We start from the raw sequence: 17044 nt of genomic DNA on the forward strand, positions 1-17044 counted from the left end.
CCCGCGGTGCGCGCGCCGGCTATCCGACGGCCGCGTACCTCTCGTACGTCTCGTCGTTCTCCAGTTCCGCGGGCAGCAGGCCCGCGCCGCGCTCGTACTCCGTACGCGCCGTCTCCAGCAGCCTGCGCCATGAGGTGACGGTCGGACGCCTGCGCAGCAACGCGCGGCGCTCCCGCTCCGTCATGCCACCCCACACGCCGAACTCGACGCGATTGTCCAGCGCGTCCGCCAGGCACTCGGTCCGCACGGGGCATCCCGTGCACACCGCCTTCGCCCGGTTCTGCGCTGCTCCTTGAACGAACAGTTCGTCCGGATCGGTAGTGCGGCAGGCCGCCTGCGCACTCCAGTCGACTACCCAGCCCATACCGGCGCCGTCCTCTCCCGAATCGAGGCTCCCCCACGGCGGCAGCGGCATATTCACCGCCGCCAGTTGAGGACGTTACGGAAGGTGGGCACAGCGCAACACCCCCTTCGGGCCCAATCTTGAATGGCCCGAACGGACTATGCGTAAGCGGCAGATCACCCGACGGAGTGACCGGAGGACATGCGTAATAACCCCGGCAAACCAGGACAGTTCACTTGAGTCACAACGGTCATCGAGTGACACACAAGGCGGATTCGGACACCCCCCGAGCCCTACGCGAAGCTCCGCGAAAGGGCCCTGGAATGACTACAAGAGGCACGTCATACGTGCCGGGAACGATTCGGGGTCGTCCCGCATCTTGATACGAGACCGCACTGCTGTGACAGTTGAGTGCAGCTTAGGCCAAGGCATATACGCCTGTCCGGAGAATCGACACGTAGGCTGCCCCGTATGGGAAAGAAGCGCTCGGGCGGTGGCGGCGGCATGTCGCCGGCCCAACAGGCCGCCAAGTTCCTCGGAGTCAGTGTGCTCGCGGGAGCCGTGCTGGCCGGGATCGCCCTGCCCGCGGCAGGCGCGCTCGGTCTCGCGGCGAAGGGCTCGGTCGAGGGGTTCGACGAGATCCCGGCGACGCTGAAGACCCCGCCGCTGAGCCAGCGCACCACGATCCTCGACAACGAGGGCGGGAAGATCGCGACGACGTACTCGCGTGACCGCACCGTCGTGAAGCTCGACGACATCTCGCCGTACATGCAGAAGGCGATCGTCGCGATCGAGGACTCGCGGTTCTACGAGCACGGCGCCATCGACGCCAAGGGCATCCTGCGCGCCATCAACGCCAACGCGCAGAACGGCGGCGTCTCGCAGGGCGCCTCGACCCTCACCCAGCAGTACGTGAAGAACGTCTTCATGGAAGAGGCGGGCGACGACCCGACCAAGCTGGCGCAGGCGACGCAGCAGACGATCGGCCGCAAGGTCAAGGAGCTCAAGTACGCGATCCAGGTCGAGGACGAGATCGGCAAGAAGCAGATCCTCGCCAACTACCTGAACATCACGTACTTCGGGCAGCAGGCGTACGGCGTCGAGGCCGCGGCCCAGCGGTACTTCTCCAAGTCGGCCAAGGACCTGAACGTCCAGGAGTCGGCCCTGCTCGCCGGCATCGTGCAGTCCCCCAGCCGCTACGACCCGGTCAACGACGAGACCGAGGCGAAGAAGCGGCGCAACATCGTGCTGCAGCGGATGGCCGAGACGCACGACATCACGCGCGCCGAGGCCGAGAAGGCGCAGAAGACGCCGATCGAACTGAACGTCAGCAGGCCGCAGAACGGCTGCATCACGGCGGAGCACGGCGCCGCGTTCTTCTGCAAGTACGTCGAGAACGCCTTCAAGAACGACCCGGCCTTCGGTGACACCCCGGAGGAGCGCGCCAAGGTCTGGAACCGCGGCGGCCTCACCATCAAGACCACGCTCGACCCGCAGACCCAGCAGTCGGTCGAGGACTCGCTCAACCGGCACGTCTACAAGACGGACAAGGTCGCCGGTGCGGGCGCGTTCGTCGAGCCGGGCACCGGCAAGGTCCTCGGCATGGGCCAGTCCAAGCCGTACGGCTCCGACGTCAACAAGGACGAGTCCGAGATCAACTACTCGGTCAACTACCGGGACGGCGGCTCCAACCTCGGCTTCCCGACCGGTTCGACGTTCAAGCCGTTCGTGGCGGCGGCGGCCCTGGAGAAGGGCATGTCGGTCACGAAGCAGTACCCGGCGCCGTTCTCGATGCCGTACCCGAGCAGGGTCCAGTCGTGCAGCGGCAAGCCGTGGGTGAACGACAGCGGCTACAAGCTGGAGAACGAGAACGAGTCGGAGGTCGGCCCGTATCGCCTCAAGGAGGCGATGGCCAAGTCCATCAACACGTACTTCGTGCAGATGATCGGCGACATGGGCATGTGCCCGGTCGTGAAGATGACCGACAAGCTGGGCGTGGTGCAGGGCAACGGCAAGAAGGTCGACGAGGTGCCCTCGTCCATGACCCTCGGCTCGACGGGCCTCTCGCCGCTGACGATGGCCTCCGCGTACGCGGCGTTCGCCAACCGCGGCACGTACTGCACGCCCGTCGCGATCGAGTCGATCACCGACGCCAACGGCAAGTCGCTCCCCGTCCCGAAGTCGAAGTGCTCGCGGGCGATGTCGGAGTCGACCGCCGACAAGATCAATACGCTGCTCAGTGGCGTGATCGACTCCGGTACGGGCAAGACGGCGGGCCTCTCCGGCCGGGACAACGCGGGTAAGACCGGTACCACCGACGGCCGCAAGAACGCGTGGTTCGCGGGGTACACGCCGAACCTGTCGGGGGCGGTGTGGGTCGGCAGCCCGATGCAGAACGTCGAGATGACCAACATCACCATCGGCGGCGTGCCCCACGACAAGGTCTTCGGCGCCGATACGCCGGGGCCGATCTGGCGGGACGCGATGACCGGCGCGCTGTCCGGCCGGGAGGCTCCCACCTTCAACAAGGTGAACATCCCGGACCCGGACAAGAAGAAGAAGGAAAAGGAGAACAAGCCCGCGGACCCCGGGGGCGACGACTCCGACGACGGCGGCAACGGCGACGCCGATCCCCTGCCCGACATCTCGATCCCGCCGGACCTGATCGGCGGAAACGGGAACGGTAACGGCCACGGGGGCGGCTGGGGCCGCTAGACCCTGGACCTAGACCTAGACCTAGACCCACCGAGAACGTGAAAGGGGCCCGCCTGGTCGGCGGGCCCCTTTCACGTGTTCGCTCATGCCCTGCCGCTGAAGTCCGGGTCACCGCAGGTGCTCCAGAGAATGGTCTTGGACCCGTACTCGCCCAGGCATGCCTGGATGACGACCTGCTCCCCTTCGGCGATGTTGAGGTCGTAAATCTGCTGCGTGGCGCTGCCCTTGGCGTTCCACAGGGTCCAGCTCCGGGGCTCCCCACCGATATGGGAGTCGACCAGCCCGACGGCGGAGTGCCCGTCGGAGACCTCGTCGCGCACACTGACCCATTCGTCATCCGGGATGAAGTTCACGATCGACCCGTAGTGGCTCGTGTCCGTCGCGATCGATGACGTACCCGCCGACGCGCTGCCACTCATCGCGAACACGAGCGCCATTCCGGCGCCGAAGACTCCCACTGCCCGCTGGTATGTACGCATGACTCTCCTTGTGAAAAGGCTTCCGCTCTCCTGTCGAATCCCAGATGGGGACGTTAATTAGCTCCACCACGTGAATGCAACGCCTGAGGACAAACTGACGTAATTGCGCCCGGCGGCGCGATTACGCCAATTCGAAATTGCGCCTTGCCCCTCGGCGCCGCACCGCCGACCTTGAATTACCGACGCACTCCCGTCAGTCTTCGACACGAAGGACGGTCATTCATGCGATTCACCAAGAGGGGCGCCACCAGTGCGGTAGCCGCGAGTTTTCTCGTTCTGATGGGGACGGGTACGGCGCACGCGGACACGGGCTATACGTCGTGCACGAATTCATCCCAGGACCCCGGGGGCGAGAACTGCACGGTGTACTACCGGGGCAGTGATGGATCGAGGGCGAGTTCGGTCGATTTCATCGCCTACGGAGAACACGTGTACATGTATGACGAGGCGGCGGACGGCAAGGGGATATACGCGCAGTTGAGGTGGGGGTCCACCCCCTTGCCGGAAAAGTGGCTGACGGCCGGCTACGGAACGTCCACCGAGTTCAATATCCCCGCCTTCCAGGACGGAACCAACGTGCCGATCAGGGTCTGCCAGACCAACGCCGGGCAGCTGCAGACCTGCATAACCATGTATCCGGTCGCCTGAGCAGCGCTTCTGTACAGACAGCTGAATTACGTCAACCCGGGGGCGACGATTTGATCTTTCTCCGGGTTCCTGAATGACGTATTCCCGCCAAGCGGAATGTCCGGATTGTTAGGCATTGAGATGGATCGGGAGCTTGCCCCCGCGGATGCGTGCACTGCAAAATCATGTGTGATCGAGTTTGCAGGTTGTGGCCCGTGGAGGGGGTACCCGCCCATGCATAGCCCACATGTTGACGAATTCGACCTGTCGATTCTCAAGATGCTCTATCGCGGAATGGATGACGCGGCAATCGCGCGAAGATTACGCATAGGGCATCGAACTGTGCAGCGCCGTGTCCACAGAATCATGCTGCGCCTGAACGCCAAGGGGCGCGTCGCACTGGGGGCGCGTGCACAGGAGCTCGGCCTTCTTCGGACCGCGGAACCGGTCCGGCTGAAGACCGTTCGCATTCCCCCGGGAAACGTCACGAAAACCTGAGAATCGGTCGACCGAAGCTCCGCCGATACACCCACACCAAACCGTCCGCACGCCGTCCTCCCAGACGGAATGCGGCGGTTTCTCATGAGTACCGGAGAAAAAGTGCGAAGCCGCAGACAAAAACACACACGAAGACGTTTACGGACGTCTCTGGTCGTAGCGACGGCAGGTGCGCTCGCAGCGGGCCTCCTCCCCTCCCTGGCCTGGGCCGACGGCGCGCAGAGCAGCGCCGCCGACAAGACCGCAGCCGGCAGGACCGCAACCAGCAAGACCGCCGCCAGCAGGACCGCCGCCGTGAAGCCGGCCCCGGACTCGGTGCCGGGGCGGGACCGGGCCGCCGTGCTGGGCGCGGACTACAAGAAGTCCAAGGACGTCGCCTGGACCACCACGGGTGACGCGCAGGGCTTCCACCTGCTGACCGCGACCGAGCAGAGCGGCTACGCGTGGAAGACGCTCGCCTCCCTCGCCGAACCGGGCTTCGACGCCGACCAGTGGATCGGCAACGCCTGTGTGACCGGGTCCGGGAAGCGCGCCGTGGTCGTGTACGCCCCGCGGACGTTCACCAACAACCCCAAGCTGATGGCGCGCGGCGGATTCTCCGCGGTGGTCGACCTGGCCACCGGCGCGGTGACCAAGCTGAAGGTCAACGCCTCGCTCTCCTACTACGACCCCGGCTGCGGCACCGGCGAAGAGGCCGTCCTGACGCAGTCCCCCGGCGAGGACAAGAAGCAGACCCGGCTGATCCGCGTGAACGCCGCCACCGGCAAGGTGAGCGAGCCCGTCGTGGTGAACGGCCAGATCACCTCCGCCGTCCCGGCCACCGACACGAAGATCGCGGCGGCCTCCGGGCGCAGCCTCGTCGAGATCGACGCCGAGGGGCACAAGGCGACGCGGGCCACGGTCGGCACCGTCCCGTCCCACATCAGCAAGGACAGCGACGGCGGCTACGTCTTCCTGGAGCGCGAGCAGCGCGACAGCCTCAAGGAGAAGGAGACCGCCCTCGTCCGCCGCTGGGCCGGCGGCAAGCTCGCGAAGCTGGGCTCGGGCCCGCTCGGCGCCACCGGTCTGACGCGCCGCGGCGGCCACGTCTACGTAACCGGCGACGTCACGACCTCGCGCGCCCTGCCGAAGACCGTGACCCGGCTCGCCGGCGCGGACAAGGACGCCACCCTCTCCACGCACGGCGCGACCCTCGTACAGCACACGGCGTGGGCGGACGGCAAGGGCTCACCCTCGTATCTGCACCCGGACGAGGCGACGGACGCGCGGGCGGTCAACATCACCGCGACCGTGCGCGACAGCGGCGAGCGGGCCAGGTTCACCGTCACCCCGCTGCGGGCCAAGTCCGCCCAGTGGAAGACGTCGCGTACGCCGTCGCCGCTCCTGGGCACGGGCGGCCGGAAGGCGTCTTCGCGGGCGAGCCGGGAGGGCGGGACACGTACCCAGACCCTGTCGGCGACCTCGGCCGCGACCGCCGACGTCACCGGCTCCTCCTCGGAGATCGTGGAGTCGGAGCGCACCTGCTCCGTGCCGCGCAACGACCCCCGCAACCAGGCCATGCAGCCCAAGCCGCGCCAGGTCGAGTGGGCCGTCGACAAGGCGATCACCAACAAGCTCAACATCGGCGCCACCCGCCCGGCGAACTGGAAGAACCTGGGCATGCCCGGGTACGCCCCGCAGACCCTCTTCGACTACCCCACCCTCGACGGCGGCGGCCGGGTACCGGCCCAGGTGATGCTCGGCATCACCACGCAGGAGTCGAACATGTGGCAGGCCGCCCGCTCCGCGGTGCCCGGCGTGACGGGCAACCCGCTGATCGGCAACTACTACGGCATCGACTACTACGACGGCACCGACCTCAACGACTGGGACGTCAACTGGTCCGACGCCGACTGCGGTTACGGCATCACCCAGGTCACCGACCACATGCGGATGGCAGGCCGCGAGCACGGCAAGGGCGGCACCGCCTGGGACTACCAGAAGCAGCGCGCCGTGGCCCTCGACTACGCGGCCAACATCGCCGCAGGACTGCAGATCCTGGTCTCCAAGTGGAACCAGACCAGGCAGGCGGGCCTCCAGGTGCACGACGGGGACCCGACCAAGCTGGAGAACTGGTTCTTCGCGCTGTGGGCCTACAACAGCGGCTTCTACGAGAACGTCAACGGCAACGAGCCGTGGGGCGTGGGCTGGGCCAACAACCCCGCCAACCCCGAATGGGACGCCGGTCGTACGCCGTTCATGGAGGACCGGCTCGGCAACGAGGACGCCTCGGCCGCCGCGCGCCCGCAGAACTGGCCGTACCCCGAGAAGGTGCTCGGATTCGCCGCGCACCCGCCTGCGTTCCTCGAATCGCCCGGCACGATGGTGCCCGCGTTCCGCGCCGCCTGGTGGAACGGCACCGGCGAGGACGCCACCGTCAAGGGCTCGGCGAAGTACAACCGCGCTCACGTGAAGCCGCCGGAGGACCTGTTCTGCGGACCGTACAACTGGTGCGAGCCGTCGAAGATCGGTGACGGCGCGGACAACGAACCCGGCCAAGGCCCGTGCACCCGCGACGACTTCAAGTGCTGGTGGTTCCAGTCGGTGCAGTGGAAGACGGACTGCTCCTACTCCTGCGGGAACGAGTTCTTCCGCTTCACCTCGCCCGACTACGACGCCGAACAGGCCGACGGCACCGCCTACCCGCCCAACTGCTCACGCTCCGGCCTGCCTTCGGGCGCGAAGATCATCGACGACGTGCCGCAGGGCACCCCGAGCGTCAGACCGGGGTGCGGCAACAGCGGCTGGACCAACGAAGGGACGTTCAGCCTCGACTTCGGCGACGGCGAGTGGGGCGAGGCCCACGACGGGACGCTCGCCACGGTGTGGCCCGGCAAGGTCGACCTGCACCAGCTCGGCGCGGGCTTCGGCGGCCACTTCTACTTCGGCCACACCCGCTCGGACAACGACAAGGGACAGCGGCTCAGGGCGACGGGGTCGTGGACCCTCGGCCAGACGGTCACGGGCCCGGCGAAGATCTGGGTGCACCTGCCCGACCACGGCGCCCAGACCAAGTACGCCGCGTACAAGATCACCACGTCGAAGGGCGTCAAGACCCGCGTCGTCGACCAGAACGGCAGCACGAACAGATGGGTCTCCATCGGGGCCTTCATGTTCGACGGCCGCCCCAAGGTCTCCCTGTCGACGATCACCCCGGACGGCACCGGGGACAAGGACATCGCCTACGACGCCGTAGCCGTCGAGCCGATCAACGGGAAGTTCGTCGAACGCTCCCTGACCGCGGCCGCGATCTTCGACCCGAACCAGGACCTCGACTCGAACATGCCGGCGGAGATCCAGACGCCGCTGCGCACCATGACGACGCTCTACAACTGGGCCATCGGCCTGTCCTACAAGGGCCCGCTGTGGTCGAACCCGGACGGCGCCGACGCCATGGGCATCACCGGCGCGGCCCGGTGCCCGACCGCGACGCCGGTGGGCGAGTGCAGCGGGCAGAAGACGTACGACGCGGCCGAGAAGTGGTACCAGGACATCAAGGCAGGCGGGCACACGCCCACGTCCGACGGCTCCGTACCCGGCATGTCGATCCCCCGCTGGATGGCCATGGCGAACGAACGCCCCGACCCGTCGCAGCCGGCCAGCGTCGCGCTGTCCGACGACAACAGCTACAAGATCAAGAGCGATGTCGACGTCAGCTTCATCGTCGACACCTCCACCGGAAAGATCGTCTCCGGCAGCGAATCGGGCGACTACCGCGTCCGCGTCGGCAACGCCCACCTGCCGCACTTCGTGACCGACATCATGAAGGCCATCGAAACGGACTACGGAATCGAGAAACCCAATATCGACTACGTCACCCAGGACGCGCTGGAATACGGCCGGGACCAGCTCGTCCAGCCGTACACCACCGGAGACACCCCGGGGCAGGCGTACTTCCCGCACTTCAGGGGAGCGCACCTCAACTCCGACAACACCTGCGTCGACTTCCGGGCCATCGGAGGCGGCGTCCACGGATACCGGCCGATGGTCGCGCACAAGTACATCAACGACAACGTCAAGGCCTGGGTCGACAAGGTGAAGTCCAGTACGAAGACGAACATCGGCGTACGGAATTTCGCCGGGGACGTCTACTCGATGTTCTTCAAGAACGACGGAACCAACAACATCTTCGGCAGCCAGATCGGCAACGCCCCGCCCATCTGGCAGGACATCGCGGCCGCGTTCTGCGCGGACGGCAGCGTCAAGCCGACGCACAAGGCCAACAACCGCGACGCGAGCCCGGAGGACGGCATCGTCTTCCAGAGCTACATGCCGGACCTGTACCTCTACATCGACGACAAGATGACCGACAACCGGGGCAACCCGTCGAGCAAGCGCATCCAGGGCGGGGACTGGAAGAACTTCTCCAACATCCCCGGAGCGAACAGCATCGGTGGCAACGCGTTCGGCAAATGCGACGTGGTGGGCCGGGGCAGCGGCGGAAACCCCTGGGGCGTGGACGCGCCGGTGCCGATCATCGGTGACGGTCCCGGATTCCGGCCGGCGGGGGTGGTGCACTGCGACGAGGCCTCTGTGGGCTTCCTCGACAATGTGACGCCGTAGCCGACGTACGTAGCCGACCTACGTAGCCGACCTACGTAGCCGACCTGCGTAGTCGACCTACGTAGCCGACCTGCGTAGTCGACGTACGTAGCATCAAGGAAGTGCGGGACCCGCTTGTCGCGGGCCCCGCACTTCCACCTCACACAGGGATCACCATGGGTTTCGGCTTCATCCTCGTCCCGCTCGTCCTCTATCTCCTTCTGGTGACGCCGCTGTGCGTCAAGGTCGGAGCGAAAACGTCGACGAGAACGGGCTGGGCCATGGCAGCGGGCTGCATCGGACTACCGCTGGCCCTCTTCGTGGCCATGGTCGTCGCTTCGTCCTGAGCCCTTGGTGTTGGTGACAGTCAGCCCGCCAGGATCCGCTTGACCGTGGCGGCCACCCGGCCGCCGTCGGCGCGGCCCGCGATCTTCGGGTTCACGATCTTCATGACCTGCCCCATGGCCTTCGGCCCCTCGGCACCTGCCGCCTTCGCCTCGTCGACCGCCTGGCCCACGATCTCCTCCAGCTCCGCGTCGGTCAGCGGCTGCGGCAGGTACACGGCGAGGATCTCGCCCTCCGCCGTCTCCCGGGCCGCGGACTCCGCGCGCCCGCCCTTCTCGAAGGCCTCGGCCGCCTCGCGGCGCTTCTTCGCCTCCTTGGCGATCACCTTCTGCACCTCGTCGTCGGTCAGCTCACGCTTCTCCTTGCCCGCGACCTCCTGGTTGGTGATCGCGGAAAGGGTCAGCCGGAGCGTCGAGGAGCGCAGCTCATCGCGCTCCCGGATCGCGGCGTTGAGGTCGTCCTGCAGCTTCGACTTGAGCGTGGTCATGACTTGATTGTCGCAGGTGCCCGAGGCCCAACGCCCGCCGATTTCCCGGGCGGTGCGGGTCTGACACGATGGGGAGCATGCGCGCGCGATACGGGAATGCCCTGAAGACCTCCCTCAAGGTGACGGCAGGCATCACGGCGGCGGGCGCCGCCGGCCTGATCTACTCGGCGGGCTTCGAAGCCCGCTCCTTCCGCCTGCGACGGGTCACGGTCCCGGTCCTGCCCGCGGGAATGCGCCCGCTGCGGGTCCTCCAGGTCTCCGACATCCACATGGTCAGCGGCCAGCACAAGAAGCGCCGCTGGCTGCAGTCGCTGGCCGGTCTGCGCCCCGACTTCGTCATCAACACGGGCGACAACCTCTCCGACACGGAGGGCGTCCCCGAGGTCCTCGACGCGCTCGGCCCCCTGATGGAGTTCCCCGGCGCGTACGTCTTCGGCTCCAACGACTACTACGGCCCCAAGCTCCTCAACCCGGCCCGCTACCTGAAGCAGCAGATCTCCGGCAAGCACGGCCTGAACGGCAACGCACCCATCGTCGGCGCCATCCACAACCCGTGGGAGGACCTCCGCGACGGCTTCGACGAGGCGGGCTGGGTGAACCTCACGAACACGCGGGGCTCCCTGAAGGTGGCCGGCGTCGAGATCGGCCTCACGGGCGTGGACGACCCCCACATCAAGCGCGACCGGTACGCCGAGGTCGCCGGCGGCCCCCTGCCGGGCCCCGACTTCTCCATGGGCATCGTCCACGCCCCGTACCTCCGCGCCCTGGACGCCTTCACCGCGGACGGCTACCCCCTGGTCCTCGCGGGCCACACCCACGGCGGCCAGCTCTGCATCCCCTTCTACGGCGCCCTCGTCACCAACTGCGACCTGGACACGGACCGCGTGAAGGGCCTCTCCACGCACGAGGCGGCGGGCAACACGTCCCACCTCCACGTCTCCGCGGGCTGCGGCACCAACCGCTACACCCCGGTCCGCTTCGCCTGCCCCCCTGAGGCGACCCTCCTGACACTGGCCCCGTCGACCACGTGAGACCCGCCGGGGCCCGCTGAGGCCCGGGCGCAGCGGGCCCCGATAACCGGATTTCGTCTCAGGCCCACTGTCCGCTAAAGTTAACGACGTCGCCGCGACCTGCAGGACCGCAGGAGGCGGAACAACGACATCGGGGTGTGGCGCAGCTTGGCAGCGCGCTTCGTTCGGGACGAAGAGGTCGTGGGTTCAAATCCCGCCACCCCGACAGCTGAAATAGCAGGTCAAGGGCCTGATCCGGATTCCGGGTCAGGCCCTTTCCGCGTCTCCGGTGATCGTTTGGGAGGAAGCCGGGAGAAGATCTTGGGCGGGGTCTCCCGGATCGGTGAACTGAAGTCTGTCTTGACGCGTGACACCGGGCTTCCGAGGTTCTGTGCGGCCGTGAAATTCGTGCTGCGAGGGGCCAACTCCCGTATCTGTGCGGGAATCAGTCGCGGCTCGTCATCAAGCCTTCGACGCCGGCCTACGAGGGCAGCGTCTGCGTGACGCGCCACAGGCGGCGTGGCAGATCGCCCTCCTCGAAGACGTGCGCCGTCCCCGGTGTGCCGGACCGTGCGGCAGCGGGTCGCGTACGTCGTGGAGCTCGGTCCGCACCCGGTCGGCGAGGCCCTGTTGGCCGGCGGTCGCGCGGTTGCTCCAGGCCCGTGGCGCTGAAGTCGGCGGCTCGTACGGTGAAGACCTCGCGGGCGAAGTGCGGCGTGTCGCGGCCGTGGCCCGCGCAGAGTTCCAGGACGTCCCGGGCGTCTGCCGTGCGGAAGGTGGCGGCGTGGCGTACGGCGGCGTCAGAGGGCGCGCCCGCCGTCCTTGACCGCGGCCACGCGCTCGATCACGCCGAGGCGGTAGCGGTCGCGTTCGGACACCGTGAACCCGGCCTCCGGCAGCAGGCGCAGCGGGCGGCGCGTCTGGTGGTCGGCGGCGAGGCTGAGCATCAGCGGTTCGATCAGGCGTTGACCCGTGCGCACGGCGAAGTTGCCGCCGATGACGTGGTCGAGGAGGAGCAGGGTGCCGCCGGGGCGCAGGACCCGGTTCATCTCGGCGACGGCAGCGCGGTCGTCGGGGATGCAGCACAGGGCGAGGGCGCAGACGACTGTGTCGAACGAGGCGTCGAGGAACGGGAGTTGGGTGGCCGACGCCTCGGACAGGGTGATGCCGGTACCGAGGTCGGCGGCTCGGGTGCGGGCGCGCTCCAGCATCGCCGGGGACAGGTCGACGCCGGTGAGGTCGCTGCCCTTCGCGTAGAAGGGGAGGTTGAGGCCGGTGCCGACCGCGACCTCCAGGATGCGCCCGCGGGCCCGCGAGGTCAGCCAGGCCCGGCCGTCGCGCACCATGAGCCGGTCGAAGGTGCGCATCCAGCCGTCGTACTTCGGTGCGTCGCGCTCCCAGATCTCGCGGTTGCGCGCGTCCGGGTCCGGCGCCTTGCCCTCGGTATCGCCTGTGCCGCCCATGCCGCCCATGCCGCCCAGCATTGCGCCGCTCCTCGTCGGACGCCACGGCTCCGCCGGGATCCACGACACCTCGCGCACGGGAATACACGGTTCTCTGAATTCAGGGATTCCTGTACTCTCGCCGTGTGCTGACCATCGCCCCGGAGATCGACGTCCTGACCCGCTTCGGCCGGGCCCTCGCCGACCCCGTCCGCTGCCGCATCCTGCTCACCCTGCGCGAGGCCCCGGCCTACCCGTCGGACCTCGCCGACACCCTCGGCGTCTCCCGCACCCGGCTCTCCAACCACCTGGCCTGCCTGCGCGACTGCGGCATCGTCGTGGCGATCCCGGACGGCCGCCGCACCCGGTACGAGCTGGCCGACGCGCGCCTCGGCCACGCCCTGGACGACCTGCGCACCGCCGTCGTAGCCGTCGAGTCGGACCGCACTTGTCCGGATGCCGCGGAGAAGGGGTGCTGCTGATGGCTTCGCCGACCCCGATATCCCTGGGTCCGAGCCCCGCCCGTCGGGACCGTCTGACCCGGCTGATACGGCTCCTGGTCGCCGCCACCATCACCTACAACGTCATTGAGGCCGTCGTCGCCCTCGCCGCCGGGGCGGCCGCCTCCTCCACCGCCCTGATCGGGTTCGGCCTCGACTCCGTCATCGAGGTGTCCTCCGCCGCGGCGGTCGCCTGGCAGTTCTCCGCCCGCGAGCACGCGGTGCGCGAGGCCCGCGAGCGGACGACGCTGCGGATCATCGCCGTCTCCTTCTTCGCCCTCGCCGCCTACGTCGCGGTCGACGCGGCCCGCGCCCTGGCCGGCACCGGCGCGGCCGACCGCTCCCTCACCGGCATTGTCATCGCCGCCCTGTCGCTGGCGATCATGCCGTTCCTGTCCGCCGCCCAGCGCCGTGCCGGGCGGGAACTCGGCTCCGCCAGCGCGGTCGCCGACTCCAAGCAGACCCTGCTGTGCACGTACCTGTCCGGCGTGCTGCTGGTCGGCCTCGTCCTCAACGCCACACTCGGCTGGTCGTGGGCCGATCCCATCGCCGCCCTCGTCATCGCCGCCGTCGCCGTCAAGGAAGGGCGCGACGCGTGGCAGGGCAAGGGCTGCTGCGCCGCCCCCGCCCACACCACGGCCGCACCGGCCGAAGCCGACAACTGCGGCTGCGCACCGGGGTGCGCCTGCTGCGGGTGACAGGGCCGCATCGGCGGCGCCCCGCCGAGGTGGAGGTTGGCCATCGGTGGTCAGCAGCACCTGCCGCCTGCGGTGACGGGCTCGGACGTCTCCGTAGCGGCCTGCGGGGTGCGACAGGGGCTGGCGATGGACGCTTGCAGGTCCGGGACGCGGAGTGCGAGTTGGACGCGGGACATGGCGTGCCTCCTGGCGGGTGGGTGGGCCGGGTGGGCCGGACGCGGGTCAGCAGCCTCCGGAGGTGGTCGGGGACCCGAGCTGCACGAGCTGCGGCTCAGGGGTGGCGCAGCAGCCGCCCGCGCTCTGCTCGGCTTCGGGGGTGTCGAAGAGGCCCGCGCCGCCGCAGACGCCGGTCTCGGGGAGGGTGAGTTCGACGCGGTCGGCCGATTCCCTGTCGCCGGCGAGGGCGGCGACGACCGAGCGGACCTGCTCGTAGCCGGTCATGGCGAGGAAGGTGGGGGCGCGGCCGTAGGACTTCATGCCGACCAGGTAGACGCCCTGTTCGGGGTGGGAGAGCTCGCGGTGGCCGTGCGGGTAGACGGTGCCGCAGGAGTGCTGGTTGGGGTCGATCAGCGGGGCCAGTTCGACGGGGGCTTCGAGCCGTTCGTCGAGGTGCAGGCGGAGCTCGGAGAGGAAGGTCAGGTTCGGGCGGAAGCCGGTCAGGACGATCATCTCGTCGACCGGGGCCGAGCGGCGGCCGTCCTCGGCGGTGAGGACGAGACGGCCGTCGGTGTCGCGTTCGACGGCCTGGGTGCGGAAGCCGGTGACCGCGTCCGCGTGGCCCTCGTCCACGGCGGCCTTCGCGGCCAGGCCGAGCGCGCCGCGGGCGGGGAGCTGGTCGGCCTCGCCGCCGCCGAAGGTGGAGCCGGAGATGCCGCGGCGCAGGATCCACACGGCGTGGGTGCCCGGGGCGTCCTCGGCCACGTCGGCGAGCATGGCCAGTGCCGTGAAGGCGGAGGCGCCGGAGCCGATGACGGCGGTGCGCCTGCCCGCGTAACGGGCGCGTACGGACGGGTCGTTGAGGTTCGGGACCTGGTAGGCGATCCGGTCGGTGGCCGCCTTCTCGCCGAGGGCCGGGAGGCCGTCGGCGCCGGCCGGGGACGGGGTGGACCAGGTGCCGGAGGCGTCGATCACGGCGCGGGCGAGGATGCGCTCCTCGCGGCCGTCGGCGTAGGCGACGTGGAGGGTGAAGGGCTGGGTCTCGCGGTCGGCGTCGACGATGCGGTCGCGGCCCGCGCGGGAGACGCCGGTGACGTTGGCGCCGGTGCGGATCTTGTCACCAAGGGCGTCGGCCAGCGGCTGGAGGTACAGGTCCGCCCAGTCGCCGCCGGAGGGGTACGTCGCCGGGTCGGGGCGGGTCCAGCCGGTGGGGGCGAGGAGCTTCTCGGCGGCCGGGTCGACCACCTCGCCCCAGGTGGAGAAGAGGCGTACGTGGGACCACTCGCGCACCGCCGCACCCGCCTGCGGTCCCGCCTCCAGGACCAGCGGCTCGATGCCCTGCTCGACCAGGTGGGCGGCGGCGGCCAGGCCGATGGGGCCGGCGCCGATCACGGCGACGGGCAGGTGGTCGGTGGCGGTGGCGGTGGCGTTCACGGCGGCTCCCTTTGATTCGACGTTTGTCGATGGCTTGGGCGGCCAGCATTGCACCTGCATCGACGGGCGTCAACATAGACGTTCATCGAAATAGCTCCCCCCGGGCCACTGCTTCGACGTATGTCAACATAGACGTATGTCGAATACGAAGGTGCTGCCGCTCGTCGAGGCCGACGGCCAGGACGCCGTGGCGCCCTGCTGTCCGCCGCTTACGGAGCGGCCGTTCACCGCCGACGAGGCGGAGACGGCGGCCCGGATGTTCAAGGCGCTCGGTGATCCGGTGCGCCTGCGGCTGTTCTCGCTCGTCGCCTCCCACGAGGGCGGGGAGGCGTGCGTCTGCGACATCTCCGACGTCGGCGTCTCCCAGCCGACCGTCTCCCACCACCTGAAGAAGCTCAAGGACGCGGGACTGCTGGTCTCCGAGCGGCGCGGGACGTGGGTGTACTACCGGGTCGAGCCGTCCGTCCTCGCGGCCATGGGGCAGCTGCTGACCCTGCGTTCCGCAGTCTGAACCGGGGTTGTCAGTGGTGCCCGGCACTATGAAGGCGTGCGCAGCGATATCCCTTGGGCGCGCGCCTAGGGCCGTCTGGGCGCGCGCCTAGGACCGTCGGCGTCCCGCGTCATGCGGATGTCGTGATCTCCGCGGGGGCGAACTTCTTCCTCCAGGCCAGCGCCACGTACACCAGCGCCACCAGGACCGGCACCTCGATCAGCGGGCCGACCACACCGGCAAGGGCCTGTCCGGAGGTGACTCCGAAGGTGGCGATGCAGACGGCGATGGCGAGTTCGAAGTTGTTGCCGGCGGCGGTGAAGGCGAGCGTCGTCGTGCGGTCGTAGGCCAGTCCGATCGCCTTGCCCAGCAGGAACGAGCCGAAGAACATGATCGCGAAGTAGACCAGCAGAGGCAGCGCGATGCGGATGACGTCGACCGGCTGCGAGGTGATCGTGTCGCCTTGCAGGGCGAAGAGGATGACGATCGTGAACAGCAGGCCGTACAGCGCCCACGGGCCGATCCTGGGAAGGAAGTCGGACTCGTACTTCTCGCGGCCCATCTTCTTCTCGCCGATGCGGCGGGTGAGGAAGCCCGCCAGCAGCGGGACGCCGAGGAAGACGATCACGTTCAGGGCGATGTGCCAGACGGGGACGTCCAGGCCCTGGCCGTTCCCGAGGCCCAGCCACTGCGGCAGCAGGTCCAGGTAGAACCAGCCGAGCAGGCTGAACGCGATGACCTGGAAGACGGAGTTGAGGGCCACCAGGACGGCGGTGGCCTCGCGGTCGCCGCAGGCGAGGTCGTTCCAGATGATCACCATCGCGATACAGCGGGCCAGGCCGACGATGATGAGACCGGTGCGGTACTCGGGCAGGTCCGGCAGGAAGATCCAGGCCAGCGCGAACATCACGGCAGGGCCGACGATCCAGTTGATGACCAGCGACGAGACCATGAGCTTCTTGTCGCGGGTGACCGTGTCGAGCCTGTCGTAGCGGACCTTGGCGAGTACCGGGTACATCATCACGAGCAGGCCGAGCGCGATGGGCAGGGAGATGCCGCCGATCTCGACCTTCGCGAGCGCGTCGTTCAGGCCGGGGATCAGGCGGCCGAGGCCGAGGCCGATCGCCATGGCCAGCAGGATCCACACCGGCAGGAACCGGTCGAGGGTCGACAGTTTCGCGACGATCGACGCGTCCGGACTCGCGTCCGGGTCGTCAGGACTCGCGTCCGGGTCGTCAG

Annotated in this window: 15 protein-coding genes and 1 tRNA gene; 10 read left to right on the top strand and 6 right to left on the bottom strand. The window is 68.6% G+C overall.

Going from position 1 to position 17044, the window contains the following annotated elements; genetic code table 11:
• Positions 1 to 19: 19 nt before the first annotated feature.
• A complete protein-coding gene (locus RBJ65_RS12040; RefSeq protein ID WP_306318506.1) occupies positions 20 to 364 on the bottom strand; it encodes a WhiB family transcriptional regulator in 345 nt (114 codons plus the stop codon).
• Between the two features lie 450 nt (positions 365 to 814).
• Here RBJ65_RS12040 and RBJ65_RS12045 point away from each other — a divergent pair, with 450 nt between their 5' ends.
• Positions 815 to 3058 (top strand): transglycosylase domain-containing protein, encoded by a 2244-nt coding sequence (locus RBJ65_RS12045; RefSeq protein ID WP_306318505.1) that lies wholly within the window; start codon positions 815 to 817, stop codon positions 3056 to 3058.
• Positions 3059 to 3141: 83 nt separating this feature from the next.
• Here the strand turns inward: RBJ65_RS12045 and RBJ65_RS12050 are convergent, their stop codons facing one another.
• Entirely contained in the window at positions 3142 to 3537 is a 396-nt protein-coding gene (locus tag RBJ65_RS12050; protein ID WP_306318504.1) for a hypothetical protein, read from the bottom strand.
• A gap of 222 nt (positions 3538 to 3759) precedes the next feature.
• Here RBJ65_RS12050 and RBJ65_RS12055 point away from each other — a divergent pair, with 222 nt between their 5' ends.
• The 4 genes from RBJ65_RS12055 to RBJ65_RS12070 all read left to right on the top strand — a co-directional run bounded on the left by RBJ65_RS12055 (position 3760) and on the right by RBJ65_RS12070 (position 9590).
• On the top strand, positions 3760 to 4185 hold the full coding sequence (locus tag RBJ65_RS12055; protein WP_306318503.1) for a hypothetical protein: 426 nt from the start codon (positions 3760 to 3762) through the stop codon (positions 4183 to 4185).
• 213 nt (positions 4186 to 4398) lie between these two features.
• Positions 4399 to 4662, top strand: a complete 264-nt coding sequence (locus RBJ65_RS12060; protein ID WP_306332128.1) for a LuxR C-terminal-related transcriptional regulator — start codon at positions 4399 to 4401, stop codon at positions 4660 to 4662.
• A 294-nt stretch (positions 4663 to 4956) separates the two neighbouring features.
• Positions 4957 to 9264, top strand: a complete 4308-nt coding sequence (locus RBJ65_RS12065; protein ID WP_306318501.1) for a hypothetical protein — start codon at positions 4957 to 4959, stop codon at positions 9262 to 9264.
• 155 nt (positions 9265 to 9419) lie between these two features.
• Entirely contained in the window at positions 9420 to 9590 is a 171-nt protein-coding gene (locus RBJ65_RS12070) for a hypothetical protein (RefSeq protein WP_306318500.1), read from the top strand.
• A gap of 20 nt (positions 9591 to 9610) precedes the next feature.
• On the opposite strand, the gene RBJ65_RS12075 is transcribed toward RBJ65_RS12070, so the two are convergent.
• Positions 9611 to 10075: a GatB/YqeY domain-containing protein gene (locus RBJ65_RS12075; protein WP_306318499.1), complete on the bottom strand. Its 465-nt coding sequence runs from the start codon at positions 10073 to 10075 to the stop codon at positions 9611 to 9613.
• Positions 10076 to 10152: 77 nt separating this feature from the next.
• Here RBJ65_RS12075 and RBJ65_RS12080 point away from each other — a divergent pair, with 77 nt between their 5' ends.
• Positions 10153 to 11106, top strand: coding sequence for a metallophosphoesterase (locus RBJ65_RS12080; RefSeq protein ID WP_306318498.1), 954 nt, complete (start codon positions 10153 to 10155; stop codon positions 11104 to 11106).
• Between the two features lie 131 nt (positions 11107 to 11237).
• Positions 11238 to 11311: transfer RNA gene (locus tag RBJ65_RS12085), tRNA-Pro, on the top strand.
• Positions 11312 to 11885: 574 nt separating this feature from the next.
• On the opposite strand, the gene RBJ65_RS12090 is transcribed toward RBJ65_RS12085, so the two are convergent.
• Positions 11886 to 12569, bottom strand: a complete 684-nt coding sequence (locus RBJ65_RS12090; RefSeq protein ID WP_306318497.1) for a class I SAM-dependent methyltransferase — start codon at positions 12567 to 12569, stop codon at positions 11886 to 11888.
• 104 nt (positions 12570 to 12673) lie between these two features.
• Between RBJ65_RS12090 and RBJ65_RS12095 the strand changes: the two genes are divergently transcribed.
• Positions 12674 to 13009, top strand: coding sequence for a helix-turn-helix transcriptional regulator (locus RBJ65_RS12095; RefSeq protein ID WP_306318496.1), 336 nt, complete (start codon positions 12674 to 12676; stop codon positions 13007 to 13009).
• On the top strand, positions 13009 to 13725 hold the full coding sequence (locus RBJ65_RS12100; protein ID WP_306318495.1) for a cation transporter: 717 nt from the start codon (positions 13009 to 13011) through the stop codon (positions 13723 to 13725). Before RBJ65_RS12095 ends, RBJ65_RS12100 begins: the two co-directional genes overlap by 1 nt.
• A 222-nt stretch (positions 13726 to 13947) precedes the next feature.
• On the opposite strand, the gene RBJ65_RS12105 is transcribed toward RBJ65_RS12100, so the two are convergent.
• Positions 13948 to 15315 carry an NAD(P)-binding domain-containing protein gene (locus RBJ65_RS12105; protein ID WP_306318494.1) on the bottom strand — a complete coding sequence of 456 codons (1368 nt, stop codon included), beginning with the start codon at positions 15313 to 15315 and terminating at the stop codon, positions 13948 to 13950.
• A gap of 136 nt (positions 15316 to 15451) precedes the next feature.
• Between RBJ65_RS12105 and RBJ65_RS12110 the strand changes: the two genes are divergently transcribed.
• On the top strand, positions 15452 to 15826 hold the full coding sequence (locus tag RBJ65_RS12110) for a helix-turn-helix transcriptional regulator (protein ID WP_306318493.1): 375 nt from the start codon (positions 15452 to 15454) through the stop codon (positions 15824 to 15826).
• A 109-nt stretch (positions 15827 to 15935) separates the two neighbouring features.
• On the opposite strand, the gene arsB is transcribed toward RBJ65_RS12110, so the two are convergent.
• Positions 15936 to 16991 (bottom strand): ACR3 family arsenite efflux transporter, encoded by a 1056-nt coding sequence (gene arsB, locus RBJ65_RS12115; RefSeq protein WP_306318645.1) that lies wholly within the window; start codon positions 16989 to 16991, stop codon positions 15936 to 15938.
• Positions 16992 to 17044 lie beyond the last annotated feature (53 nt).

The organism is Streptomyces sp. KL109B (assembly GCF_030766935.1).
Taxonomy (GTDB): domain Bacteria; phylum Actinomycetota; class Actinomycetes; order Streptomycetales; family Streptomycetaceae; genus Streptomyces.